We start from the raw sequence: 24519 nt of genomic DNA on the forward strand, positions 1-24519 counted from the left end.
AGGGAACCTTTCTTCAGAAAGGTTCCCTCTCCCTTCCCCAATATCTACTACAACAGATCGCCTTCCCAGTTGAAGAGGCCGGGACGGGTGGCCGCCGGCATCGACTTGGGCGGGTTCTCCTCCATGCGGGCGAAGAAGGAATACCCGGCAGCCTCAAGCTCGGGGCGATGCACCGTGATGTCCAAAGGCCATGCGGGATAGATCCATGTGTTCTGCCCATAGCGGCGGGTCCAGAAGCCTTCCCCTTTGGGGCTCTGAAAGACTTCGTTCGGCTTGATGCCGAGCGGATCGTGCCGCCCGATGCCCATCGGCCAGAAACCGGCGAGCACGATGCCGAGCGGCAGCGGGCTGGTTTTCGGCAGGGCCAGAAAATCTTCCTTGGTCAGTTCAGGGCTGACGAACGCGGCGCTGAAACCGAGCTTCGCAAAGCTCGCCAGCGTGAAGGCATTGGCGGCGTTGCAGAACGGCCCGGCGACCAGATCCACTTCGCGCCCCTTGAAGAACGCAGCCTGCCACGGCTCGTTGCAGACAAAATGCTTCGCGCCGTTGCGTATGGCTTCGTTGATGATGCGCTTCCAGAGCTCTTCCTCGTCCGGCCAGATGACCGGGGGCAGCCACCACGCCATGTTCGGGGCCACCGTGCGGGACACCTCGCGCACCGATTTGGGCGAAAGCCACAGGCCGATCACCGAATTGCGGCTGCGGCGCGTCTCGGAGCCATAGGGCAGCGAAGCGCGGAGCGTCATATCAGGACGGCGGCGGGGATGCGCGGGCTTGGGCATTTTGGGCGTGAACTCCACAGCGGTGGGCTCGCTCTCCTTGCACCGATCCAGCTTCCGCTTCCACTCCGCGATGAGCTGCACGAGTTCGGGCTCGCGGCGGTCGATGAGGAACACCGGCGTCCCGGCCTTCGGCGTCTTGTGGCGGGGGAGACGCAGCGTAAAAGTCCCGGCCTTCGGCGTGCGGCGGGTCACGGGCAGGGTCGAATGCCAGTTCTCGTCCTCATAGCCGACTCGCAGATAATCGTAGGAAATCAGTTCGATATGCGGCTTGAAGAACGGGCGGCCCTCCGCGTCCGTCTGTATCTTGCCCACGAGACGTCCCGAGCTGGTCTGGCTATCGGGCGAGGTGGGCTCGGACGTGCGCTGCGGCAGGAAGCGGGCGCGGGTGGAAGGACGGCCAAGCGCCATCTCGAGGATTTTTTCCGCATCCTTGCGGGCCTGCGGATCGTCCGGGTTGTCGCGCAGCATCTTGTAGGCCGTGACGACGTGATAGACGTAATGCGGCCCCTTCTTGCGGCCCTCAATCTTCCAGCAGCTCAGGTGCGGGATGTCCGTGATGGTTTTGGCAAGAACGTCCAGCGAGAGATCGAGGCAGGAGAAGAACCGCCCGGAATGGTTGCGCTGCTTGTACACGCGGCGGCAGGGCTGCACGCAGCGTCCGCGCAGGCCGCTCTTCCCGCCCATATAGCTCGACCAGTAGCAGCGGCCCGAGACGCACCAGCACAGTGCGCCGTGGATGAACATTTCCAGATCCAGCCCTTCGGGACAGGCGGCGGAAATCTGCTTCACCTCGTCGATGGACAGTTCGCGGGGCAGGATGACGCGGTCCGCGCCGAGTTCCTTCGCGGCCAGCAGCGACGCGGGATGCGTCAGGTTGGCGAGCGTGGAAAGGAACAGGCCGCCCTCGTATCCGGCCTGACGGGCAAGGGCCAGCACGCCGGGATCCTGAATGATCAGGCCGTGCGGCTTCACATCGCGGGCAAGGCGGGCGATGAGGCGTCCTGCGGCGGGCACGTCGTCAGGCTTCACCAGCGTATTGAAGGCGACGTAGATGCGCCTGCCGTTCTCGTTGGCGAGCTCGACCATGCGGGAAAGCTCGGCGGAACCGAAGTTATCCGCCTGCATACGGGCGGAGAAATGTTTGAGGCCGAGGTATACGGCGTCGGCTCCGGCGGCCATCGCCGCGAGAAACGATTGCGTATCGCCCGCCGGGGCGAGGATCTCAGGCTTGCGAGTCATGGATATATCCTAACAGTGGAGGGGAGATGAAAAGTTGGGGGAACGGTAGGGAAGCCTCTTCGGGAAAGGCCGCGCCGTATCGGGACATGCAGGATTTGAAGGCTCCGGCGGGCATCCTCTGGATGTCGTCCGCGCCCTTCTTCCTCTGGTGCCCTGCCTTGAAAGCGCAAAGAACGGCTGTCCCAAAGGACGGCATACGCCGGGCGAAAAGGAAGGGAAACGCCGCCTCCCTCCCCACCAGCTGAAAATCTTTGGAGATGAGGGAAGGGGTGGGAAAAGGCCCGGCCCCTTCGGGACGCTTCGGAAAGGGCCTTTCCCTCACCCGCAGGGCTTATTCAAACACGCTGGCGTTGGTGATGAGCACGGCGGAAACCGGCACATCGGAATGGATGCCGCGGCTCGTGGTCTTTTCCTTTTCGATCTTGTCGACGGCTTCCATGCCTTCGATGACCTTGCCGAACACGCAGTAGCCGTAGCCGTTCACGTCAGGCGAGGAGAAGTTCAGGAACCCGTTGTCCACGGTGTTGATGAAGAACTGGGCCGTGGCGCTGTGGGGCTCGCGGGTACGGGCCATGGCGATGGTGCCGCGCTCGTTGGCGAGGCCGTTGTCGGCTTCGTTCTTGATGGGGGCGTGGGTCGCCTTTTCTTCCATCTTCATGTTCATGCCGCCGCCCTGAATCATGAAGCCCTTGATCACGCGGTGGAAAATGGTGTTGGCGTAGAAGCCTTCATTCACATATTTGAGGAAATTCTCCACGGTGGCGGGAGCCTTGTCGGCATACAGTTCGATAAGGATATCGCCGGAAGTGGTTTCCAGAAGCACGGTAGGATTGGCCATGATACACTCCTTGAAAAATAATCGTAAGAGTATGCCCGAAAACCATGCCGGAAGCAAGTTGAACGGGCCCGTGACAGCCGCCCCGTTTCGGGCTATTCCCTGCAAGGAACGATTCCCAAAAGGCTGATGGTTTTCCCCCTCTTCACACCGCGCCATCGGGCAACAAAGAAAAATGCCGCCAGCCGGGTTTCTTTTAAACGGCCCAAAATTCCCTGCGGGAGGGCCGGAGGGAAGCGGGTGGGATGTCCCCGCTGCAACGGCCCCTTTTCCAACACACAACCCCCTTTGCCATGAACGATACGCAACGCTTTACGCTTTTCCGAAAAGGCCTGCTCCGCTGGTTTGCCGAGAACCGCCGCCCGCTGCCGTGGCGAGCCGACTACACGCCTTATCGGACGTGGATCGCTGAAGTCATGATGCAGCAGACGCAGATGGATCGGGGCGTCCAATACTTCCTGCGCTGGATGGAGCGGTTCCCCGACGTGGCCGCCGTCGCCGCCGCGCCCGAGGAAGACCTGCTCAAGGCATGGGAGGGGCTCGGCTACTACCGCCGCGCGCGCAACATCCAGGCCGCCGCCCGCGTAATCATGGAACGCCACGGCGGGAACTTCCCCACCCGCTACGCCGACATCCTCGCCCTGCCCGGCGTGGGCCCGTACACCGCCGGGGCCATCGCCAGCACGGCCTACAATGAGGAAGTCCCCTGCGTGGACGGCAATGTGGAGCGCGTCCTGTCCCGCGTTTTCGACATCGACACGCCCGTAAAGGAAGAGCCCGCCAAGAGCCGCATCCGCGAGCTGGCGCAGGCCCTCATCCCGAGAGGCGAGGCCCGGAACTTCAATCAGGGGCTCATGGAACTGGGCGCGCTCGTATGCCGCAAAAAGCCCGAGTGCGAACACTGCCCGCTGGCCGGGCTGTGCGAAAGCCGCCACCTCGGCATCCAGAACGAACGCCCGGTTCCCGGCAAGAAAGCCGCCGTCACGCAGATCGAGGTAGTGTGCGGGGTGCTCCTGCATGAAGGGAAAGTCTTCATCCAGCGCCGCAACGAAAAGGACGTCTGGGGCGGGCTGTGGGAATTCCCCGGCGGTTGCGTGGAGCCCGGCGAAACGCCGGAACAGGCCGTCGTGCGCGAATGGATGGAGGAAGTCGGCTTCAAGGTCGCCATCGTGCGCCCGCTGGACGTCATCCGCCACAACTACACGACCTACCGGATCACCCTGCGCTGTTACCAGCTCAGGCTGGAGGGCGAGCCCAAAGGATGCCCCGTGCCCGAGGAGCTGGCCGAGGCCACAGCCTGCCAGTGGATCGCGCCGCAGGACATCGAGGCCTTCCCCCTGCCCGCGCCGCACCGCAAACTTGCCGACAACTGTAGTCTTTTTGACAACCCGGCCTCAGGCGAGTAGTTTCTGCCCACGCCGCGAGGCACGCGGACGTCAACCGTGGCGCGAGCCACGTAACATTTCTGGAGTCTCTCCCCATGCGCAAGACTGTTTACTGGATTGAAGGCGACGGCATCGGCCCGGACGTGTGGAAAAGCGCGCGCCCCGTCATTGATGAAGCCATCCGTCTGAGCTACGGCGACGAGCGCGGTTTCGACTGGAAGGAACTGCTCGCGGGCGAAAAGGCGCTCAAGGAAACCGGGACGCTCCTGCCCGACGAAACCCTCGCCGCCCTGCGCGGTGCCGAGCTCGCCATCAAGGGCCCCCTCGGCACGCCGGTGGGCACGGGTTTCCGCAGCCTCAACGTCACCCTGCGCCAGACCCTCGACCTCTACGCCTGCATCCGGCCCATCCGCTACTTTGAAGGCATCGAGTCCCCGGTCAAGCATCCCGAGCGCGTGGACATGATCGTCTTCCGCGAAAACACCGAAGACGTCTACGCGGGCATCGAATACAAGGCCGGGACGCCCGAAGCCGCCAAGCTCATCGCCTTCCTGCGCGACGAACTGGGAGCCAATGTGGACGCCTCCGCCGCCGTAGGCATCAAGCCCATGACCGAAAAAGGCTCCAAGCGCCTTGTCCGCGCCGCCATCCGCCACGCCCTCGCCCAGAACCTTCCGAGCGTGACCCTTGTGCACAAGGGCAACATCATGAAGTTCACCGAGGGCGCATTCCGCCAGCACGGCTACGATGTGGCGAAGGAAGAATTCGCCGCCCAGACCGTGGTCGAAGCCGAAGCCGCTTCCGCGCCGGGCAAGCTGGTCATCAAGGACCGCATCGCCGACGCGATGTTCCAAGAGGCCCTCATCCGCCCCGAGCAGTACAGCGTGCTCGCCACGCCCAACCTGAACGGCGACTACATTTCGGACGCCCTCGCCGCGCAGGTCGGCGGCCTTGGCCTTGCCCCCGGCGTGAACATGTCGGAAAAGCTGACCTTCTTCGAAGCGACCCACGGCACCGCGCCGAGCCTCGCCGGGAAGGACCGGGCCAACCCCGGCAGCCTCATCCTCAGCGGCGCGCTCATGCTGGAGCACATAGGCTGGAAGGAAGCCGCCACCCGCATCTACAAGGCCGTGAACACCGCCATCGCCCGCCGCGCCGTCACCGAAGACCTCGCCGCGCAGATGACCGACGCCCGCACGGTCGGCTGCACCGAGTTTGGAGAGATCATCACCAAGCTGCTGTAGCCCGCGTGACAGAATGGCGACCGAGGGAAACGGCGCAGGCCGTTTTTCCATCAAAAGCCACATAAAGAAGGGGAGGAAAGGAACACGTTTCCTCCCTTTTCCGTCCGCTTGACAGGGCGGCGGGAACGGCATTACCGCAAAAGGGCTTTTAGGGGAAACTCCGCCCACCTTCAGCCCGCAAGAGACACGCCATGCAATGGGATTCCGCCGCCTATCTCCGCTTCAAGGCCGAAAGGACGCAGCCGTCCATCGATCTGGTCAAACGCATCGACCTTGAACAGCCGCGCAAGCTGCTCGATGTGGGATGCGGCCCCGGCAACAGCACACAGGTTCTGGCGGACGCCTTCCCCAATGCCCTGCGCATCATCGGCATCGACAGTTCACCGGAGATGATCGAAGCCGCGAAGGACGATCACCCGGACATGGAGTTCCGGATCTGCGATGCCCTGAATTTGCCCTCACTTGGGGAGGACGGGTTCGACGTGGTGTTTTCCAACGCCTGCATCCAGTGGGTCCCCGACCATCCCCGGCTCATCCGGGACATGCTCGCCCTGCTCCGCCCCGGCGGAATGCTCGCCGTGCAGGTTCCCATGAACTATCAGGAGCCCATCCACCGGATCATCGGGGAACTTGCCGCCTCGGACGAGTGGCGCGCCGAACTCGCCTCCGCGCGGATCTTCCATACGCTTTCCCAAGAGGCCTATTTCGACATCCTCGCCGCCGAAGCCGGACAGTTCCAGATGTGGCAGATCACCTATCTCCACCGTATGCCGTCCCACGAGGCCATCATGGATTGGTATAAAGGCACGGGCCTGCGCCCCTACCTGAGCCTCCTTTCCGGCGAACGCGCCGCAGCCTTCGAACAGGCCGTGCTGGAGGAGGTCGCCGCACGCTATCCGAAGCAGGGCAACGGGGAAATCATCTTCCGCTTCCCCCGCTTCTTCTTCACCGCCACGCCCAAAGCCTGATGAGCCTCCCCCTCTTCCTTCCCCCTCAAAAACGGCTTTTCCCATACGCGACGAGGGGGCTTCCGGTGAAGCCCCCTCGTCCGATTCTCTCATCTACATAATCTGCTTCCATAATGCGGACAGCGGCATGACGAAAAACAGACCGGGCAACATACTGAGGATAGGGACCTGCACGAGCCCCATCTGGCGCAGCCCCGCGCCGAGCATGATGATGCCGCCGCAAGCGGAGAAATCCGCAAACATGGTCGGCGTGGTGTACGGCATGAGCATCGTGGCCCCGAACAGCAAGGCAAACTGAATGGCGCACTGCGGAACGGCCAGCACGCCCACCACACTGCCGATGCTCGCCGAAATGAGCATGGCCGTGAACAGATCGAGCACGCCCTTGATGAGCAGGAGGGAACACTCGCCGGTCAGGCCTTCGCGCATGGAACCGATGATCCCGAGGCCGCTCACGCAAAAAAGGACCGTCGCCACGGCGAACTGATCGCGGAACACCGTCTCGGACAGCGTTTCGGACTTGCCGTCCTTGGCTTTGCCGTTCCGCTTGAACAGCCCCGCCACCTTGAAGGCCCCCTTCATCACCAGGGATTCGAAGCGGGTCAGCTCGCCGAGCGCCGTTCCGAACAGCAGGGAAAGCACGACAGGAGGCAGCGAGTCGCCCTTCGACAGCATGGTCACGCCGATGCCGAGCGTGATGCAGCTGAAGACATTCATGATCTTTTTCCTGAACTCCTGACTGAGCACAGGCCCGCAGAGCGCCCCGAGAATGGAGCCCGCGACAATACAAACGCTGTTCGCAACCGGTCCTATCATGTTCCCTCATTCCTTTGTTGAAACCTTGCCGCCCGAAGCGGAAATCCTGCCGAAGCCACATAAAAAAGCCGCTCCCGAGCCCCGGAAACGGGACTATGGGCACGGCGCGACGTGTATTCGGCACTGCAATCTCAAAGAAATAGCACAAGGAAAAAGGAATAACAATCTGGCCCGTTGCGGGCAGAAATGCAAAAATCCCGCAGCCGGGGCCGCGGGATTTATGTACCGGATGTCGTTTCCGGGACTACAGCCCCGGAAAAGAGGCTGCGCCCGTACACACTATTTCACGGCTTCTTTCAGCGCCTTGCCGGGAGTGAACTTCACGACGCGGGAAGCGGGGATGAGGCATTCCTCGCCGGTGCGGGGGTTGCGGCCCTTGCGTTCGCTGCGTTCGACGACCTTGAAGCTACCGAAGCCGGTGAAGGAAACCTGTTCGCCGTTGGCGATGGTTTCGGACAGCACACTGATGGCCGCGTCGAGGAACTGTTCGGTTGCGGCCTTGGTGCCGAGGCCAGCCTTGGCGTGGATTTTGTCAACAAGATCTGCTTTGGTCATAAAAGACTCCTTACCTGAATAGTGAGATGTGCCAGCGGTGGTCTTTACCCTTTGTTTTTGCAGTTGTCACCGGGATATTTTGCGCTATCCTCCCTTATTTGTATTGCAAAAAGCGTTTTTACCACCCCCCGAGTTAGAACACCACCGTTTTGTGGAACGATAACACTTCGAAATCAGACAATAAAATGATAACTTCAAACATTATACATAAATGACACGACAAAAAGGAAAAAAATGGCCCGGATGGAAAAAAATCTTTGTCGGAATGCCCGAGACGGAGGCAAAAGCCTCCTCGGGGAAGAATCCCTTGCCAAACGGCACTTCAGGGTATATATAGCTGAGTCCCGACTTTATAGGAGCCTGACCATGAAAGAAAAAATTCATCCCAAAGTGTACAAGGCCAAGATCACCTGCGCCTGCGGCAATCAGGTAGAACTCCTCTCCACTAAAGGAGAAACCGTCCATGTGGAAATCTGCTCCGCTTGCCATCCTTTCTTCACCGGCAAGCAGCGTTTCCTCGATACGGCTGGCCGCATTGACCGCTTCCGCAAGAAGTACGCCAATCTCAACAAGTAACGCGCCGGCCTCCTGCGCAGCCTTTACGCCTCCCGGGTGGCCCGCCCTCCGGGAGGCCTTCGAGTTCCATCCCTTTTTTTCGTCCTTCCCCGAAGTCCGCAAGTCAACCAGTCGGGAACCGCGCCGGGGACACACGTTCAGGGAGTGACATTCCGAGGTCTTTCCATGTCCACGCGCACCGGTCGTCCGGCCGCCACGTCCGTTTCTTCCGCCCGTTCAGGGAAACGATTCCCAATGATCCTTGGGCGCCTTTTGCCGTTCCTCGCCCCCGCGCCGCTCGTCGGCGGGCAGGCCGTGATGGAAGGCGTCATGATGCGCAACGGCGACGTCTACGCGCTGGCCGTCCGCACGGCCAACGGCAACATCAGCGTCGAAAACCGCCCGTGGTTCAGCCTCACCCGCAGCGAGCTGCTCAAAAAACCGTTCCTGCGCGGTTTCCCCACGCTGATAGAAACCCTCGTCAACGGCATCAAGGCACTGAACCTTTCCGCCGAGCGCAGCACGGAAGGGACCGGAGAGGAACTCAAGGACTGGCAGCTTGTCCTTACCCTCATCGTGTCGCTTCTGTTCGCCGTGGGCCTGTTCGTCGTCGTGCCTCACCTGCTCTCGATCATCATGAACTGGATCGGGCTCGGTGGCGACGTCGAAGGTTTTTCGTTCCACATCTGGGACGGGTTGTTCAAATTTCTGATTTTTATCGGCTATATCGTGGGCATCGCCTTCCTCCCGGACATCCGGCGGGTGTTCTGCTATCACGGCGCCGAACACAAGACGATCCATGCCTACGAATCCGGGGATACGGTGACGCCCGAGTCGGCCATCCGGTTCAGCCGCCTGCACCCGCGTTGCGGCACGACCTTCCTGCTGTTCGTCATGTCCATCGCCATCCTGCTGCATACGGTCCTCGTCCCGCTGCTGCTCCTTGTCTGGACGCCGGACAGCGCCGTGGCCAAGCATCTTTTTACTATCGTCTTCAAGCTGCTGCTTATGGTTCCCATCAGTGCCCTGTCCTATGAGCTTATCCGCTACGCCGCGCGTCTGGGCGACGGGTTCTGGGGGCGCATCCTCCGCGCGCCGGGCATGTTTTTACAGCTTCTGACCACAAGGGAACCGGAACTGGATCAGGTCGAAGTCGCGGTCGCGGCCCTCGCTTCCGCCGTCGGCCAGCACCCGCCGCGCCTTGAGACGCCCCCTACCTGCAACCGGAGTCATTGATGTTTGCCAAACTCGAAAGCCTCGAACGCAAATTCCTGGATCTCGAACAGGAACTCGCCGATCCCACCGTTTTCAACGATCAGGATCGATACCGCAAGCTGACCAAAGCCCACTCGGATCTCAAGCCCGTGGTGGACATTTTCCGCCAGTACCGCGAATTGAAGCAGAACCTCGCCGACAATCAGGAACTGCTCAACGACGCCGATCCCGATATCCGCGAAATGGCCCACGAAGAAATCAAGTCCATCGAGGAGAAGCTCCCCGAGCTTGAGCATGATCTCAAGGTGCTGCTCCTGCCCACCGACCCGCTGGACGAAAAGAACATCATTCTGGAAATCCGCGCCGGTACGGGCGGCGAAGAAGCGGCCCTCTTCGGCGGCGATCTTTTCCGTATGTACTGCCGCTACGCCGAAAAGATGGGCTGGAAAGTCGAAATCATGAGCCAAAGCGAGTCCGACAACGGCGGCTACAAGGAAGTCATCGCGCTCATTTCCGGCGACAAGGTCTACAGCCGCCTGAAATTCGAGTCCGGGACCCACCGCGTGCAGCGCGTGCCCGCCACCGAATCGCAGGGCCGCATCCACACCTCCGCCGCCACGGTCGCCATCATGCCCGAAGCCGAGGAAGTGGACCTTGACCTCAAGCCCGAAGATCTGCGTTTCGACGTGTACCGCTCCTCCGGCCCCGGCGGGCAGAGCGTGAACACGACCGACTCCGCCGTGCGCGTGACCCACATCCCCACCGGCCTCGTGGTCTGCTGTCAGGACGAAAAGTCGCAGCACAAGAACAAGGCCAAGGGCCTCAAGATTCTTTGCTCCCGCCTCCTCCAGATGAAGCAGGACGAGCAGAACGCCGCCCTTGCCGACCAGCGTCGCGCGCAGGTGGGCACAGGCGACCGCTCCGAGCGCATCCGGACCTACAACTTCCCGCAGGGCCGCGTCACGGACCACCGCATCAACCTGACCCTGTACAGCCTCGGCAAGGTGCTGGAAGGCGAAATTCAGGAGCTTGTGGACGCACTCGTGACCCACGCCCAGACCGAAGCCCTCAAGGCGCAGGCGTCGAGCTGATCGGGGATCGGGTTGAATGAATATTTGGGGGAGGGGAGAGGGAACCTTTCTGGAGAAAGGTTCCCTCTCCCCTCCCCCCAAGCCCCCTCCTCTCTCTCCCAAGACTTTTAACTGGTGGGGAGGCCGCGCGGTGGGAGTTCCTGTCGTATGGATGAAAAGGGATGAGGGGAAGGCCGGAGGGCTTGCGGCTGATTCGCTTTTGTATTTGCATTGCCGCCTCGCTTGACGGGGATAAGTCCTGCCGGAACCGATCCGGCTTTTTTTGTATCGTTTTGTGCCAATCATAGGACTTTGGGTGGATGTTTATGGAAAAGCTTCTTGTTCTCGGAACCGGCAATGCCGGGGCCACACGCTGTTACAACACGTGTTTCATCCTTCATGACGGCAAGGAGCCCTTGCTTGTGGATGCCGGCGGCGGCAACGCCATCTTCACCCAGCTTGAGCGGGCGGGCATCCGGCCCGCCGACATCCATCACGCGTTCCTGACCCATTGCCATACCGATCATCTTTTCGGGATGATCTGGATGATCCGCTCCGTTGCCCAGAACATCCGGGGAGGAAGCTACGAGGGGACGTTCACCCTGTATTGTCATGATGAACTCGCCGGAGTCGTCCACTCCGTCGCGGACATGACCTTACCCGCCAGTATGACGCAGTACATTGGCGACCGCATCCATATCGTCCCCGTGGAGGACGGCGAGGAACGCCCGTTCGGAAGCTACCGGGCAACCTTCTTCGACATCGGTTCCACCAAGGCAAAGCAGTTTGGCTTCACGTTGGGCCTTCACAGCGGCAAAAAGCTCTCCTGCCTCGGCGACGAACCCTGTACGCCCCGAGGCCGGAAATACGCTGCGGGCAGCGGCTGGCTCCTCAGCGAAGCTTTCTGCCTCTATGCGGACCGCGACCGCTTCAAGCCCTACGAGAAGCACCACAGCACGGTCCGTGAAGCCTGCGAAACGGCAACGGAGCTCGGCGTGGAGAACCTCGTGCTCTGGCATACCGAAGACACCCGCCTTCCCGAGCGCAAAACGCTGTACACGGCCGAAGGCCGCCAGTATTTTTCCGGCAACCTGTTTGTCCCGGACGATCTGGAATCCATCGCCCTCTAACGCGCTTCAACTTTGCAATGGTGCTCTCCAACAGCAATCTATCCCCAAAAACCTGCGAACAGGGATTCGATAAAGTCAAAAGTCTTTGGAAAGGGAGAGGTGGGGTTTGGGGAGGGAAAACTTTTCTTCAGAAAAGTTTTCCCTCCCCAATTCTCTCCACTCTTTCAAGCCTTATCATGAGCTGCCCTCCTCTTGACGATTCAACAGGCAAACTTATTTTTGGGGTTGGATCGCCGGGCGCATCCCGGCCAAGATTTTGCAGGAGGATTCCCATGTCTGAACAGACCACCAATCATGAATTCCGTGCCGAAACCCGTAAGGTTCTGAATATCCTCACCCACTCCCTGTATTCCAACCGGGAGATTTTTTTGCGTGAGCTCATTTCCAACGCCTCGGACGCGCTGGACAAGCTGCGCTTCCTCCAGAGCCAGACGCAGCACGAGGCCATCCGGGATGCCGAGTTGCCGCTCGAAATCCGGATCTCTTCGGACAAAGTGCAGAATTGCCTGACCATCACCGATACAGGCATCGGCATGACCCGCGACGAGATGATCGAAAACCTCGGGACCATCGCCCACTCCGGTTCGGAAGCCTTCCTCAAGGAACACACCCAGACCGCCGAAGACGGCACGACCAGCGACGCTTCCAACATCATCGGACGCTTCGGCATCGGCTTCTATTCCGTGTTCATGGTCGCGGACAAGGTTGAAGTGACCTCGCTCTCCGCCACCGGCGACGGCCCCGCCTACCGCTGGATTTCCGACGGGACCGGCACGTTTACCGTGGAGGAAGCCCCGGATCAGGCCGACATCAAGCGCGGGACCACCATCCGGGCCTTCATCAAGGAAAGCGACAAAGAGTTTCTGGAAAAATACCGTATCGAAGGGATTATCCGCACGCATTCGAGTTTCATCCCCTTCCCCATCCTCGTGGACGGCGAACGCGTGAACACGACGCCCGCCCTGTGGCGCGAGCCCAAGTTCTCCATCAAGAAGGAACAGTACGACGAATTTTACAAGTTCCTGACCTACGACCAAAAAGATCCGCTCGACGTGCTGCACCTGTCCGTGGACGCTCCGGTGCAGTTCAACGCCCTGCTGTTCATTCCCGACATCACCAAGGACTACTTCGGCGCGTACCGCGAGCACTGGGGGCTGGATCTCTATGCCCGCCGCGTGCTCATCCAGCGTGAAAACAAGGAGCTCATCCCCGACTATCTCGCCTTCCTCAAGGGCGTGGTGGACACCGAGGACCTGCCCCTGAACATTTCCCGCGAAACGCTCCAGGAAAACATCGTCCTGCGCAAGATCTCGCAGACCATCAGCAAGCAGATCCTGTCCCACCTCGAAAAGATGGCGAAGGACGACGCGGAAAAGTACAACAGCTTCTGGAAGCTGCACGGCAAGGTCTTCAAGCTCGGCTACAGCGATTTCGTCAACCGTGACCGCATCACCCCGCTGTTGCGCTTCAACTCCTCCGCGATGGAAGACGCCGACGGCCTGACCTCGCTGGACGACTACATTTCCCGCGCCCGCGAAAGCCAGAAGGAAATCTGGTACGTCGCCGCGCCGAGCCGCGAAGCCGCCAAGGTCAACCCGCACAGCGAAGTGTTCCGCCGCAAGGGCCTCGAAGTGCTCTACCTCTATGAGCCCGTCGACGAGTTCGCGCTGGAGACGCTGGCGAAATACAAGGACTACACATTCAAGGCCGTGGAACACGCCGACAGCGCCGTGCTCGACGCCTTCGCGGACACCGACGAACAGCCCAAGGCCGCGCCGCTGTCCAACGAGGACATGAACGAGTTCGACAAGCTCCTTGAAACCATCCGCAAGGTGCTCGGCGACCAGATCAAGGACGCCCGCGTGTCCCACCGGCTCGCGGACAGTCCGGCCTGCCTCGTTTCCCCGGACGACGGTGTGACCTCTTCGATGGAACGCCTGATGCGCGTCATGCAGAAGGACGACTCCATCCCGCAGAAGATTTTCGAAATCAACCGCGATCATCCGCTGCTCCGCACGATGCTGAAGCTTTCAAAGGCCGATCCAGACGATCCGCAGCTTGCCGAAATGATCCAGAGCCTTTTCGACTCCACCCTGCTGCTCGACGGCTACATCAAGGATCCGCACGCCCTCGCCAGCCGCGCCACCAAACTCCTTGAGCAGGCCAGCGCGTGGTATGCCGATGTGAAGAAGCTGTAGGCGGTGGATTCTCTTTTGGGAGAGGGGAGTAACCTTTCTGGAGAAAGGCTTCCTCCTCCCTTCCCCCAAGCCCCTCCCCCTCTCCCAAGACTTTTTATGCGGCGGCAGGTTCCGGCGCTGCCCGCCACAAAGGGCCGCACTGAAACTGTCCCCCAATGAGCCTCGTCCCCAAGGGACGGGGCTTGTTGTTTGTTGGGATTCTTTCCTAAAAAGGCTTGAAGAATTTCCCCTTTACTGAGAAAATGGAGGGGATGCGCTTCCCTCCGAACCGCACCTTCACTCCCGGCAATGCCCCGATCCCGATGAGCCGTACACTTCCGGAACAGGGATTCAATAAACACGAACGTCTTGGGAGAGGGAGGGATGGGGTTTGGGGAAGGGAGGGAGAAGCCGCTTGCTCCCTTTATGGGGGTTCTTCAGAAAGGTTCTCCCTCCCTTCCCCAAGTCCTCGCCCTTCCTTCCCCGATCAAGGATCCCTCTCATGAACAAACTGCTGGTGCTCGGAATAGGAAACATGCTGCTCACGGATGACGGGGTGGGCGTGTTCGCCTCACAGGAACTGATGAAGGAAGCCTGGCCGGAGCAGGTTACCATACGCGAGGGGGGGACGTTCACGCAGGACATCTTCTACAGCTTCAAGGGCTATTCCCATCTGCTGGTGCTCGACGTGGTGCACTGCGGCGGCAAGCCGGGGACCCTCTACCGGCTCACCGAGGACGCGCTGATCAAGGACGACAAGCAGCGCCTCTCCATCCACGACATCGACCTGATCGACTCTCTGCGCATGGCCGAAAAGCTGTTCGGCACCAAATCCGAACTCCTCGTGCTCGGCGTGGAGCCCAAAGATTATGTAACGTGGAATATCGGCCTCTCGGATGATGTGCAGGCCGTGTTCCCCGAATTCCTCGCGCTGGCGAGGAAGGAAATCGGGGAATGGCTGAAACGGTACGGCAACGGGGAGACACGGGCATGATCCCTCTCGGGGCCATCATCAACGCTTTGGGCATTACCATCGGCAGCCTTGTGGGGCTTGCCTTCGGAGCCCGCCTGCCGGAACGTGTCCGTGCCATCGTCTTTCAGGGGCTCGGCCTCTGCGTGCTGGTCATCGGGTTCAAGATGGCCCTGCTTACGCAAAATCCCCTCATCGTCATTTTCAGTATCGTCATCGGCTCGGTCGCCGGCGAAATAATTGGGCTCGAAGCCCGGCTCATCCGCGTGGGGGACTGGCTGAAAGGGCGGCTCAAGTCGTCCAACCCGCTGTTTACCGAAGGCATGGTCAACGCTTCGGTCCTGTTCTGCATCGGCGCGATGGCCATCATCGGCTCATTCGACGAGGGGCTCAGGGGCGATCGGGCCGTGGTCCTTTCCAAGACCATCATCGACAGCTTCGCGGCGCTGGCGATGGCCTCGGCCTACGGGCTCGGGGTCTTGTTCTCGGCCATACCCGTGCTTATCTATCAGGGAGCGCTCACACTGCTCGCGGGCAGCCTCCAAAGCTGGCTTGATCCCGCAACCATGACGGAGCTCACTGCCGTCGGCGGCACGCTTATCATCGGCATCGGCCTCAACATGCTCGAAATCACCCGCATTTCTCTGTCGAACATGCTCCCGTCGCTGCTTGCCGTCGTGGGCCTGTGCACACTGACGGCCTCCTTTGCCGGAACAATCTGACCGGCTGGGCATGGAAGAGCGCCGGGAAGACTTCGCCTCACATGCGAAAACGACGCTGAAAGACAACAACCATATGGGATAAGACAGTTAAACGGCCACGCCTCCGGCAGACTCGGCGGAAGTGGCGATTCACCCGCAAGACACCCCAGTCTGGACAGACTTTCCAAGGAACCTCATGAGTCATTCCTCCATCCATATCGAGGGTGCGCGCCAGCACAACCTCAAGAACCTCTCGCTCGACATCCCCCGCGACGAACTTGTGGTCGTCTGCGGCCCTTCGGGATCGGGCAAATCCACACTCGCGTTCGACATCGTCTATGCGGAAGGCCAGCGCCGGTATGTGGAATCCCTTTCCGCCTACGCCCGCCAGTTCCTTCCGCAGATGGACAAGCCGGACGTCGACAAGATCGAGGGCCTTTCCCCCGCCATCTCGCTGGAACAGCAGACCACGGGCCGCAACCCGCGCTCCACGGTCGGCACCGTCACTGAAGTCTACGACTTCCTGCGCGTCTTCTTCGCCCGCCTCGGCAAGATGTATTGCCCACAATGCGGACGCCCCATCGAGGCGCGCGCCGCCGATGAAATCATCGCCGACATCCTCGCCCTGCCCGAAGGCACGAAAGTCATCATCATGGCCCCGTTGGTGGAACTCCAAAAGGGAACGCACCTCGACCGCTTCAAGAAACTGAAGGCCGAGGGCTTCGTGCGCGTGCGCGTGGACGGTCAGCTGTACGGCATGGAAGATATCCCCGCGTTGGACAAGAACAAGAAGCACACCATCGATCTCGTGATTGACCGTCTGGTCATCAAGGACGGCATCCGGGGGCGTCTGGCCGACTCGGTGGAGCTGGCCCTGCGCTACGGCGAGGGCCGGATCATCGTGAACGAACCCGACAAGGGAGCCGACGGCGACACGCTGCACGCCACGGAATCCGTCTGCCCGGTCTGCAAAATCAGCCTGCCCGCACCCAGCCCGCAGCTCTTTTCCTTCAACAGCCCGCAGGGAGCCTGCCCGCGCTGCGCCGGGCTCGGCACCGTGGAATACTTCGAGCCCATGCTCATCGCGCCCAACCGCGGCCTGTCCCTGAACACCAAGGCCATCCTGCCGTGGGCCAACCCCAAGACCTTCGCCCGCTATGAAGAGGCGTTGACCGCCCTCGGCAAGCGCTTCGGCTTCACCCTGTCCACGCCGCTGTCCGCGTATTCTCCCGAGGCCCTGCAAGCCCTGTTCTACGGTGAGGACGATCCCTCACAGAAGTCCAAGAGCGGCCTGCGCAGGAACCGCCTCGGCGGCTCCGTGGCCCTTGAGTCGCCGGAGTACGACGACAACGCACCCGCTCCGGTCAAAGCCTATGATGGCCCGTACAAGCTGGCCACGGACAACTGGCCGGGCGTCATCCCCCTGCTTGAACGAGGTATGCAGTACGGCGACATGTGGCGAGATCTGCTGTCCCGTTACCTCCAGAGCATGGATTGCCCCACATGCCACGGCGCGCGCCTGCGGCCCGAATCGCTGGCCGTGCGCGTGGACGATCTCAACATCCACCAGTTCTGTTCCCTGCCCGTGGAACGCGCTCTCCGCTGGCTGAACGGGAGGGAGTTCGACGGGCGCCACGCCCTCGTCGCCGAGCCGCTCCTCAAAGAACTGAATCACCGGCTGTCGTTCATGACCAATGTGGGCCTCGACTACATCTCGCTGGGCCGCACCATGACCACGCTCTCGGGCGGGGAATCGCAGCGCATCCGCCTCGCCTCCCAGCTCGGTTCCGGGCTGGTGGGCGTAACCTACGTGCTCGACGAGCCGTCCATCGGCCTGCATCCCCGGGACAACGAACGCCTCATTGCCACGCTCCGCAGCCTTCAGGGACGCGGCAACACGGTGCTGGTGGTCGAGCACGACGAAGCCACCATCCGCGAGGCAGACCACATCATCGAGCTTGGGCCCGGTTCCGGCGCGCACGGCGGCGACATGGTGTACCACGGCTCTTTCGAGAACCTGATCAAGCACTCGGAGACGCTGACCGCCAAGTACATGCGGGGGGATCTGTCCGTACCCATCCCCGACGAACGCCGCGAGCCCAAAGGCTGGCTCACCCTGCGCGGGGTCACGACCAACAACCTCAAGGATATCGACTGTCCCATTCCGCTCGGCACGCTGACCTGCGTGACCGGGGTTTCCGGCTCGGGCAAAAGCTCACTCGTGGTGGACACGCTGTACAAGCACCTCGCGCTGGCGCAGGGCATCCGCGTGGATCAGCCAGGCAGCATCCGGGGCATCGACGGCGTGGAGGCCATCGAGCGCATCGTGGCCATCGATCAGACGCCCATCGGACGCACGCCGCGCTCCAACCCGGCTACCTATACCAAGATCTTCGACGAGATCCGCAACATCTTCGCCATGACCCCGGACGCCCGCAAGCGCGGCTACCAGCCGGGGCGGTTCAGCTTCAACGTCAAGGGCGGACGCTGCGAGGCGTGCAGCGGCGACGGTCAGATCCGCGTGGAAATGCACTTCCTGCCCGACGTGTACGTCACCTGCGACGTGTGCGGGGGCAAGCGCTACAATCACGAAACCCTCGAAGTCCGCTATCGGGGGCTGAACATCTCGGAAGTGCTGGACATGCCCGTACGTGAGGCCCGCCAGTTCTTCTCCAATTATCCTGTACTCGAACGCCGCCTTGCCGTACTGGAAGATGTGGGGCTCGACTACATCCGTCTGGGACAGCCCGCCACCACCCTCTCCGGCGGCGAGGCCCAGCGCATCAAGATATCGCGCGAGCTCGGCAAGCGTTCTTTGCCCGGCACCATGTATATCCTCGACGAGCCGACCACCGGACTGCACATGCACGAGGTCGGCAAGCTCGTCACCGTGCTGCACCATCTGGTGGAGCTCGGCGCGACGGTCGTGGTCATCGAGCACAACACGGACGTCATCCTCGCCTCGGACTACGTCATTGACCTCGGCCCCGGCGGAGGGGAAAACGGCGGGCGCATCGTCGCCGCCGGAACGCCTGAAGCCATCATGGCCGATCCGAATTCCGTTACCGGCAAGTTCCTCACCGAAGAACGGCGGACACGGCGCAAGCTCGGAGACGGCTAACGCCGATCCCCTTTGAACTGCATGGAAGTATTGGGGAAGGGAAGCCTTTCCAAGGGAAAGCGGCTCCCTTCCCCAAGCCTGCCGACGCGGGTCCCATCCCTCGCTTTCCAAAGGCATCTGTGTTTATCGGCTTGTCCGCAGCGTCCCCACCAGAACGCAGATTGCCTTCGAGGGGTACAAGGCCCTTGCTCTAAAGCGGCAAAAATCGGCATCAACTCGCCCCAGCTACAGGGAGGGATATTGTTTTGGGGCCGCCCCCCCTTCCTTTTCCTCCTTCCTCCCCGGTTCGTTTTTTGATCGGAGCGAAGCCCTCCGGCGGAAACCGGAACAATGGGCGCAACAACGTCCGCTCAGGACACAAAAGGCGGGAAGCCGCCGGGAAACGGTGTTCTTTCCGAAACGCTTCCAAAGGACTGCCTATGGTTTCTCTTGAACTCAACCAAGATCATTGCATCCGGTGCGGGCGCTGCATCAGCGTATGCCCGCAGCGCATCCTCGGACGCCACACCAACGGGTCTGTGGATGTCCTGCACGGGGCTCTGGCCCGCTGCATCCGGTGCGGCCACTGCGTCGCCGTCTGTCCCAAGGCGGCCCTGACCTTGGAACATATCGCGCCCTCTTCCCTGCCGCTTGTCGAAGATGCCCCGCTTTCCGACTTGCAGCGCGACATGCTGTTTAAGACGCGGCGCTCCACCCGCGCGTATAAAGACGAACCCGTTGATCGCAGCGTGCTGCTCAAGGCGCTGGAAGAGGCCCGCTACGCGCCGACGGCGTCCAACTGTGAGGAAGTGGCGTGGCTGCTGGTGGAAGGCCGCGACAGGCTGCACGATCTGGCCTCCCGCGTGGCGGACTGGATGTCGACGCTTACCGGAAAATACAGCCATGTGGCATCGGCTTTCCGCGCCGGGCAGGATCCGATCCTGCGGGGGGCCCCCTCCCTCATCCTCGCGCACGGTGACGCCAACATGCCGTGGAACGCTCTCGACTGTGCCGCCGCCGTCAGCTATCTGGAGCTCGCCCTGCACAGCTACGGCATCGGGACTTGCTGGAGCGGTTTCGTCATCGCCGCCGCCAGCAACGGCGTGGACCTCGGCATCCCCCTTCCCGAAGGCCGCAAGATCTGCGGAGGGCTCATGATCGGGTATCCTGCCGTCCAGTATGCCCGTGTTCCCCCGCGCAAGCCCGTGCGTTTGACGGTCGTAGAGTAGCCGCTGATACATATTCAATCCCTGAAAAAACGAAAGAAAAGCCCTGAATGTTTGTTCAGGGCTTTTCTTTCGTTTTTTCAACGCCTGAAGGAGATCCTCCCTATGTGGTGCATTGAAACGAAGAAACCGGGGGAGGAAAGGCGCACTGCGCAGTTCCTCCCCCGGTCAATGGCTTATCTCAAATCCAAGGACTAGGCTTCGAAGTTGGCTTCGAGCAGAGCAAGGATCTGGTCGCGGCTAGCGGCGCGGGGGTTGTTGTTCAGGAGGCGCTTGGCGGCGAAGGCGCGGTCCGCGCAGGCGGGCAGGTCTTCACGCTTCACGCCGTAGTTGGAGAGGCCGGTGGCGATGTCGAGGTCGTTCAGCAGATCGCGGAAGGCGTCTTCCACGTCGGCGGCGCGGTCCATCACGCTCATGCAGCCGGAACGGTCATCGCCACGCAGGATGTCGGCCACGATGGCGTACTTCTCGGGGTTGGCGATGTAGTTGAAGCCCACGCTGAAGGGAGCGCAGAAGGACATGGCCAGGCCGTGAGGAATGTGGCATTCCACGGGCAGGGTCGTGCCGATGGCATGGATGATGCCGTTCTGGGTGTTGCCGAAGCCCATGCCGGCGAGGGCGGAGGCGTACATCATGGCGTCGCGGGCGGCGGCGTTCTTGCCGTTGGCATAGGCCTGGCGGATGTTGGCGCCAACCAGCTTCATGGCCTGAAGGTTCAGGGCGTCGGTGATCGGGGTGGCAGCGATGCCACAGAAGGATTCCATGGCATGAACGAAAGCGTCAACGCCGGTCATGGCGGTCACGCGGGGAGGCAGACCGAAGGTCAGCTCGGCGTCGAGGATGACGGTGTCGGCATACATGTATTCGGAAACAACGCCCTTCTTGCCGCCGTTCTTGGTGTCGGCGAGCACGGAAATGTTGGTCATTTCAGAGCCGGTGCCGGACGTGGTGGGGATCAGGATGCAGGGCAGGGAAGGATTCGGAACCAGGTTGATGCCGAAGTACTTGTCGATGGGGCCTTCGTTGGAAAGCAGCACGGAAGCGGCCTTCGTGGTGTCGAGGGCGGAACCGCCGCCGAAGCCGATGATCACGTCAGCGCCGAAAGCCTTGGCTTCGTCGGTGCAGTGCTGAATGGAATCCATGCTGGGTTCCAGCTGGGCTTCAGCGTACAGCTTCCATTCGACGCCGCCGGCGGTCAGGGCTTCTTCGAGGGGCTTCTGGACGCCGATCTTGGCCAGACCGGGGTCGGTCACGATGAACGCTTTGGAACCTTTGAGGTTCTTCACTTCGTTAGCGGCTTCTTTAATAGCGCCGAGGCCATGCACGATCTTCTTGACGGTGTAATGCACAAAAGCCATTGTCGTATCCTCGCGTTGTTGAAGTCTTCATATGTCGAAGCAGGACAAAGCACTGCCTTGCCCTGCCGACGATTTTCGGAATCAAAGTCCCGATGCCTCCGGATGAAGGCATCGGGCTTTTCAATTCTTACAGACCGAACTTCTGTTCGACGGTGGTGAACGCCTTGTCGATACCGGCGACGATTTCGTCGATGTCGGCTTCAGTGGCGATCAGGGCCGGGCAGAGGGTCAGGGTGTTGTTGAATTCGCGGAAGGAGCGAGAGGTCTTGCCGATGAGCACGCCAGCCTGCTTGGCGGCACCGACCATCGCGTTGGCGACAGCTTCAGCAATGGGTTCCTTCGTAGCGCGATCCTTCACGATTTCGATACCGGCGAACAGGCCCTTGCCGCGAACGTCGCCGATGATGGGATGCTTCGCCATCAGGCCCTTGAGGCCTTCGAGGAGGCGGTCGCCCATCTTCGTGCAGTTTTCGAGCAGGTTTTCACGTTCGATGATTTCGATGTTGGCCAGAGCCGCAGCGGGACCGGAGGTGCAGCCGCCGAAGGTGGAGATGTCGCGGAAGTAGGCGTCGGTATCGGCCGGGTCGTTGACGAAGTCCTGGAAGACCTTTTCGGTCGTCACGGTGCAGGAGATGGGAGCGTAGCCGGAAGCGACGCCCTTAGCCATCGTGACGATGTCGGGCTGGACGTTGAAGTGCTGGTAGCCGAACCACTTGCCGGTACGGCCAAGGCCGCAAACGACTTCGTCGATGATCAGGAGCAGTTCGTACTTGTCGCAGATCTCGCGGATGGTTTCATAGTAGCCAGCCGGGGGAACGAGGATGCCGCCGCCAGCGGTCATCGGTTCCACGATCACGGCGCCGAGTTCGTCCGGACCCACGGTCAGGATGACTTCTTCAAGCTGCTTGGCCATCTTCACACCGAGGTCGGCGCAATCGCCGAACTTGGAGCGGTAGACGTCGCAGTCGGGGAATTCATAGAAACCGGGAGCGAAGGGACCGTACTGAACTTTACGTTCGAACTGGCCGCAAGCGCTCAGGGTGCCGATGGTGGTGCCGTGGTAGTCACGAGCGCGATACAGGATGCCGGTCTTTTTGCCGCCGTGCTTCAGCTGGCCGATCTGACGGACGATCTTGAAAGCCTTTTCGTTGGCTTCGGAACCGGAGTTGGAGAGATACACGCGGCTCATGCCGGGCATCTTGGAGATCAGCTTTTCAGAGAACTTGATGGTGGGGACGTTGCCGATGCCGTTGGCGAAGTAGCACATTTCCATCATCTGCTTGGCGACGGCGTCGACGATTTCCTTGCGGCCGTAGCCGACGTTGACGGTCCACACGCCACCGGAAACGGCGTCAAGATAGGTCTTACCGTCGATGTCGGTGATGCGCATCCCTTCGCCCTTCACATAAATGGCGGGCTCGAAATTCTTGTGCTGGGTCAGGTGGTGCCAAACGTACTTTTTGTCCAGAGCGACCAATTCAGCTTTATCGTAAGTCATGGTGCATTCCTCATGAAATAATGATGTTATTGTCACAGGAAGGTTAAAGGCGAAAACCAATTGGCGCACATGGGCCGCTTCCTGCCCTTACCCTTGACTTTGACCGGAAAACTGGCCAGTCTCATGCGGACATGAGACTGGTCCAGTCATGAATCACGTCTTACTTCAGGATGTCGCAGGTGCAGTGCAGTTCGTAACCGAGAGCATCGGAAACGCCCTTGAAGTACACTTTGCCGTCGTAGGTGTTGATGCCGCGGGCCAGAGCCTTGTCGTCCTGGCAAGCCTTCTTCCAGCCCTTGTTGGCCAGGTCGACCATGTAAGGCATGGTGGCGTTGGTCAGGGTGAAGGTAGAGGTACGGGCCACGGCGCCGGGCATGTTGCCCACGGAGTAGCAGACCACTTCGCCGCCGTTGACGGGGTACTTGAAGGTCGGCTTGTCGTGATAGGTAGCGCCGTGCTTGGCGGTGGGTTCGATGCAGCCGCCCTGGTCGATGGCGACGTCAACGATGGCGGAACCGGGCTTCATGGTCTTCACCATGGCTTCGGTGACCAGTTTCGGGGTCAGAGCGCCGGGGATGAGGACGGAACCCACGAGGAGGTCGGCGTCCTTGGTGGCGGCGGCGATGTTGAAGGCGTTGGAGGCCAGGGTCTGGATACGGCCGCCGAAGAGGTCGTCGATCTGGCGCAGGCGGAAGAGGTTGCTGTCAAGGATGGTCACGCGAGCGCCCATGCCCATGGCAACCTTGGCGGCGGAGAGACCCACGGTACCGGCGCCGAGGATAACGACGTGAGCGGCCTGCACGCCAGCGGTGCCGCCCATCAGGAGGCCCATGCCGCCTTCGATCTTGGTCAGCATCTGAGCGCCCACCTGGGTGGCCATGCGGCCGGCAACTTCAGACATGGGAGCGAGCAGGGGCAGGAAGCCGTTGTCGAACTGCACGGTTTCGTAAGCGATGCCGATGACCTTCTTTTCGAGAAGAGCCTTGGTCAGGGCCGGTTCCGGAGCGAGGTGCAGGTAGGTGTAGAGGATCAGGCCTTCGTGGAAGAGGTCGTATTCAGGAGCCAGAGGTTCCTTCACTTTCACGACCATGTCGCAGTCCCAGCATTCCTTGGCGGTAGCAACCATCTGAGCGCCGGCGGCGACATATTCTTCGTCGGTGATCATGCTGCCGAGGCCAGCGCCCTTCTGCACGAGGACGGTGTGACCGGCTTCTTTAAGAGCATGAACGCCAGCGGGAGTGATGCCGACACGGAATTCCTGAACTTTGATTTCGGTGGGGATACCTACACGCATTTGAGTGCCTCCGAGAGCAGTATGTTGAAGTACGTTTTGAAATTCAGGGTGGGGTTGTACTCCATGCCTTCTTTATAGCAACTAGCGTTCCATTTTTCCCAAAGTTCATAACATGAGTTTTTTATTATAGTTTTTAAAAATGTTCTTTTCGGGTCCTTTCGGGTTCAATGCAGTCTCGAATCATTTGCCGCCTAATCACAGGAATGTACGAGTCAATTTTGCATTACGATGCACAGTTGCATTAGAGAGGTTCTTTCATGACGTCATACCCCGCCTTTTGCGATCACATTCTCCATCAAAATGAGCTCGTCGCCGCCGGAATATGCCACGGAGACACATGGAATTTAATTTTTATAAACAATATGTTAGGAGAAATACTCAAACTTTCTCCCGGACGGATG

General features: G+C 60.8%; 19 protein-coding genes. 12 read left to right on the forward strand and 7 right to left on the reverse strand.

Annotation, left to right across the window (positions count from 1 at the left end):
- Positions 1-47: 47 nt before the first annotated feature.
- Positions 48-2021, reverse strand: a complete 1974-nt coding sequence (locus HMPREF0178_RS06015) for a peptidase U32 family protein (protein ID WP_009379880.1) — start codon at positions 2019-2021, stop codon at positions 48-50.
- Between the two features lie 331 nt (positions 2022-2352).
- Complete coding sequence (locus tag HMPREF0178_RS06025; RefSeq protein ID WP_009379882.1) at positions 2353-2859, reverse strand: peptidylprolyl isomerase; 507 nt, start codon at positions 2857-2859, stop codon at positions 2353-2355.
- 290 nt (positions 2860-3149) lie between these two features.
- Between HMPREF0178_RS06025 and mutY the strand changes: the two genes are divergently transcribed.
- From mutY to HMPREF0178_RS06040, 3 genes are all read left to right on the forward strand, one after another.
- Positions 3150-4262, forward strand: a complete 1113-nt coding sequence (gene mutY / locus HMPREF0178_RS06030) for an A/G-specific adenine glycosylase (RefSeq protein ID WP_009379883.1) — start codon at positions 3150-3152, stop codon at positions 4260-4262.
- 74 nt (positions 4263-4336) lie between these two features.
- The gene (icd, locus tag HMPREF0178_RS06035) at positions 4337-5485 is read left to right on the forward strand and encodes an NADP-dependent isocitrate dehydrogenase (protein WP_009379884.1); all 1149 of its coding nucleotides are present in this window, start codon (positions 4337-4339) and stop codon (positions 5483-5485) included.
- A gap of 191 nt (positions 5486-5676) precedes the next feature.
- Positions 5677-6453, forward strand: a complete 777-nt coding sequence (locus tag HMPREF0178_RS06040) for a methyltransferase domain-containing protein (RefSeq protein ID WP_009379885.1) — start codon at positions 5677-5679, stop codon at positions 6451-6453.
- 93 nt (positions 6454-6546) lie between these two features.
- Here the strand turns inward: HMPREF0178_RS06040 and HMPREF0178_RS06045 are convergent, their stop codons facing one another.
- Positions 6547-7269: a DUF554 domain-containing protein gene (locus tag HMPREF0178_RS06045; protein WP_009379886.1), complete on the reverse strand. Its 723-nt coding sequence runs from the start codon at positions 7267-7269 to the stop codon at positions 6547-6549.
- Positions 7270-7548: 279 nt separating this feature from the next.
- Positions 7549-7824: an HU family DNA-binding protein gene (locus HMPREF0178_RS06050; protein ID WP_005028764.1), complete on the reverse strand. Its 276-nt coding sequence runs from the start codon at positions 7822-7824 to the stop codon at positions 7549-7551.
- A 366-nt stretch (positions 7825-8190) separates the two neighbouring features.
- Between HMPREF0178_RS06050 and rpmE the strand changes: the two genes are divergently transcribed.
- The 9 genes from rpmE to HMPREF0178_RS06095 all read left to right on the forward strand — a co-directional run bounded on the left by rpmE (position 8191) and on the right by HMPREF0178_RS06095 (position 19971).
- Positions 8191-8400: a 50S ribosomal protein L31 gene (rpmE, locus tag HMPREF0178_RS06055; protein ID WP_005028763.1), complete on the forward strand. Its 210-nt coding sequence runs from the start codon at positions 8191-8193 to the stop codon at positions 8398-8400.
- A 165-nt stretch (positions 8401-8565) separates the two neighbouring features.
- A complete protein-coding gene (locus tag HMPREF0178_RS06060) occupies positions 8566-9615 on the forward strand; it encodes a DUF1385 domain-containing protein (protein ID WP_009379887.1) in 1050 nt (349 codons plus the stop codon).
- Complete coding sequence (gene prfA / locus HMPREF0178_RS06065) at positions 9615-10685, forward strand: peptide chain release factor 1 (RefSeq protein ID WP_005028761.1); 1071 nt, start codon at positions 9615-9617, stop codon at positions 10683-10685. The genes HMPREF0178_RS06060 and prfA overlap by 1 nt, the downstream gene beginning before the upstream one ends.
- Positions 10686-10990: 305 nt before the next feature.
- Positions 10991-11794 carry an MBL fold metallo-hydrolase gene (locus HMPREF0178_RS06070; protein ID WP_039958781.1) on the forward strand — a complete coding sequence of 268 codons (804 nt, stop codon included), beginning with the start codon at positions 10991-10993 and terminating at the stop codon, positions 11792-11794.
- 272 nt (positions 11795-12066) lie between these two features.
- On the forward strand, positions 12067-13992 hold the full coding sequence (gene htpG, locus HMPREF0178_RS06075) for a molecular chaperone HtpG (protein WP_009379889.1): 1926 nt from the start codon (positions 12067-12069) through the stop codon (positions 13990-13992).
- Between the two features lie 481 nt (positions 13993-14473).
- Entirely contained in the window at positions 14474-14965 is a 492-nt protein-coding gene (gene hysD / locus HMPREF0178_RS06080; protein WP_009379890.1) for a NiFeSe hydrogenase maturation protease, read from the forward strand.
- The gene (locus HMPREF0178_RS06085) at positions 14962-15663 is read left to right on the forward strand and encodes a DUF554 domain-containing protein (protein WP_009379891.1); all 702 of its coding nucleotides are present in this window, start codon (positions 14962-14964) and stop codon (positions 15661-15663) included. The genes hysD and HMPREF0178_RS06085 overlap by 4 nt, the downstream gene beginning before the upstream one ends.
- Positions 15664-15838: 175 nt before the next feature.
- Positions 15839-18763, forward strand: coding sequence for an excinuclease ABC subunit UvrA (uvrA, locus tag HMPREF0178_RS06090; protein WP_005028756.1), 2925 nt, complete (start codon positions 15839-15841; stop codon positions 18761-18763).
- A 419-nt stretch (positions 18764-19182) separates the two neighbouring features.
- Positions 19183-19971 carry a nitroreductase family protein gene (locus HMPREF0178_RS06095; protein WP_009379892.1) on the forward strand — a complete coding sequence of 263 codons (789 nt, stop codon included), beginning with the start codon at positions 19183-19185 and terminating at the stop codon, positions 19969-19971.
- Between the two features lie 191 nt (positions 19972-20162).
- On the opposite strand, the gene HMPREF0178_RS06100 is transcribed toward HMPREF0178_RS06095, so the two are convergent.
- The 3 genes from HMPREF0178_RS06100 to ald all read right to left on the reverse strand — a co-directional run bounded on the left by HMPREF0178_RS06100 (position 20163) and on the right by ald (position 24118).
- A complete protein-coding gene (locus HMPREF0178_RS06100; protein ID WP_009379894.1) occupies positions 20163-21326 on the reverse strand; it encodes an iron-containing alcohol dehydrogenase in 1164 nt (387 codons plus the stop codon).
- 127 nt (positions 21327-21453) lie between these two features.
- The gene (locus HMPREF0178_RS06105) at positions 21454-22824 is read right to left on the reverse strand and encodes an aspartate aminotransferase family protein (RefSeq protein WP_005028753.1); all 1371 of its coding nucleotides are present in this window, start codon (positions 22822-22824) and stop codon (positions 21454-21456) included.
- Between the two features lie 160 nt (positions 22825-22984).
- Complete coding sequence (ald, locus tag HMPREF0178_RS06110; RefSeq protein WP_005028751.1) at positions 22985-24118, reverse strand: alanine dehydrogenase; 1134 nt, start codon at positions 24116-24118, stop codon at positions 22985-22987.
- Positions 24119-24519 lie beyond the last annotated feature (401 nt).

It is taken from the genome of Bilophila sp. 4_1_30 (genome assembly GCF_000224655.1).
GTDB lineage: Bacteria > Desulfobacterota > Desulfovibrionia > Desulfovibrionales > Desulfovibrionaceae > Bilophila > Bilophila wadsworthia.

Coding starts and splice junctions, on each gene's coding strand:
- HMPREF0178_RS06100 (WP_009379894.1), bottom strand. CDS start 21,326: ATGGCTTTTGTGCATTACACCGTCAAGAAGATCGTGCATGGCCTCGGC.
- HMPREF0178_RS06045 (WP_009379886.1), bottom strand. CDS start 7,269: ATGATAGGACCGGTTGCGAACAGCGTTTGTATTGTCGCGGGCTCCATT.
- uvrA (WP_005028756.1), top strand. CDS start 15,839: ATGAGTCATTCCTCCATCCATATCGAGGGTGCGCGCCAGCACAACCTC.
- HMPREF0178_RS06070 (WP_039958781.1), top strand. CDS start 10,991: ATGGAAAAGCTTCTTGTTCTCGGAACCGGCAATGCCGGGGCCACACGC.
- HMPREF0178_RS06095 (WP_009379892.1), top strand. CDS start 19,183: ATGGTTTCTCTTGAACTCAACCAAGATCATTGCATCCGGTGCGGGCGC.
- ald (WP_005028751.1), bottom strand. CDS start 24,118: ATGCGTGTAGGTATCCCCACCGAAATCAAAGTTCAGGAATTCCGTGTC.
- mutY (WP_009379883.1), top strand. CDS start 3,150: ATGAACGATACGCAACGCTTTACGCTTTTCCGAAAAGGCCTGCTCCGC.
- HMPREF0178_RS06105 (WP_005028753.1), bottom strand. CDS start 22,824: ATGACTTACGATAAAGCTGAATTGGTCGCTCTGGACAAAAAGTACGTT.
- HMPREF0178_RS06060 (WP_009379887.1), top strand. CDS start 8,566: ATGTCCACGCGCACCGGTCGTCCGGCCGCCACGTCCGTTTCTTCCGCC.
- HMPREF0178_RS06050 (WP_005028764.1), bottom strand. CDS start 7,824: ATGACCAAAGCAGATCTTGTTGACAAAATCCACGCCAAGGCTGGCCTC.
- HMPREF0178_RS06040 (WP_009379885.1), top strand. CDS start 5,677: ATGCAATGGGATTCCGCCGCCTATCTCCGCTTCAAGGCCGAAAGGACG.
- HMPREF0178_RS06015 (WP_009379880.1), bottom strand. CDS start 2,021: ATGACTCGCAAGCCTGAGATCCTCGCCCCGGCGGGCGATACGCAATCG.
- rpmE (WP_005028763.1), top strand. CDS start 8,191: ATGAAAGAAAAAATTCATCCCAAAGTGTACAAGGCCAAGATCACCTGC.
- htpG (WP_009379889.1), top strand. CDS start 12,067: ATGTCTGAACAGACCACCAATCATGAATTCCGTGCCGAAACCCGTAAG.
- HMPREF0178_RS06025 (WP_009379882.1), bottom strand. CDS start 2,859: ATGGCCAATCCTACCGTGCTTCTGGAAACCACTTCCGGCGATATCCTT.
- icd (WP_009379884.1), top strand. CDS start 4,337: ATGCGCAAGACTGTTTACTGGATTGAAGGCGACGGCATCGGCCCGGAC.
- hysD (WP_009379890.1), top strand. CDS start 14,474: ATGAACAAACTGCTGGTGCTCGGAATAGGAAACATGCTGCTCACGGAT.
- HMPREF0178_RS06085 (WP_009379891.1), top strand. CDS start 14,962: ATGATCCCTCTCGGGGCCATCATCAACGCTTTGGGCATTACCATCGGC.
- prfA (WP_005028761.1), top strand. CDS start 9,615: ATGTTTGCCAAACTCGAAAGCCTCGAACGCAAATTCCTGGATCTCGAA.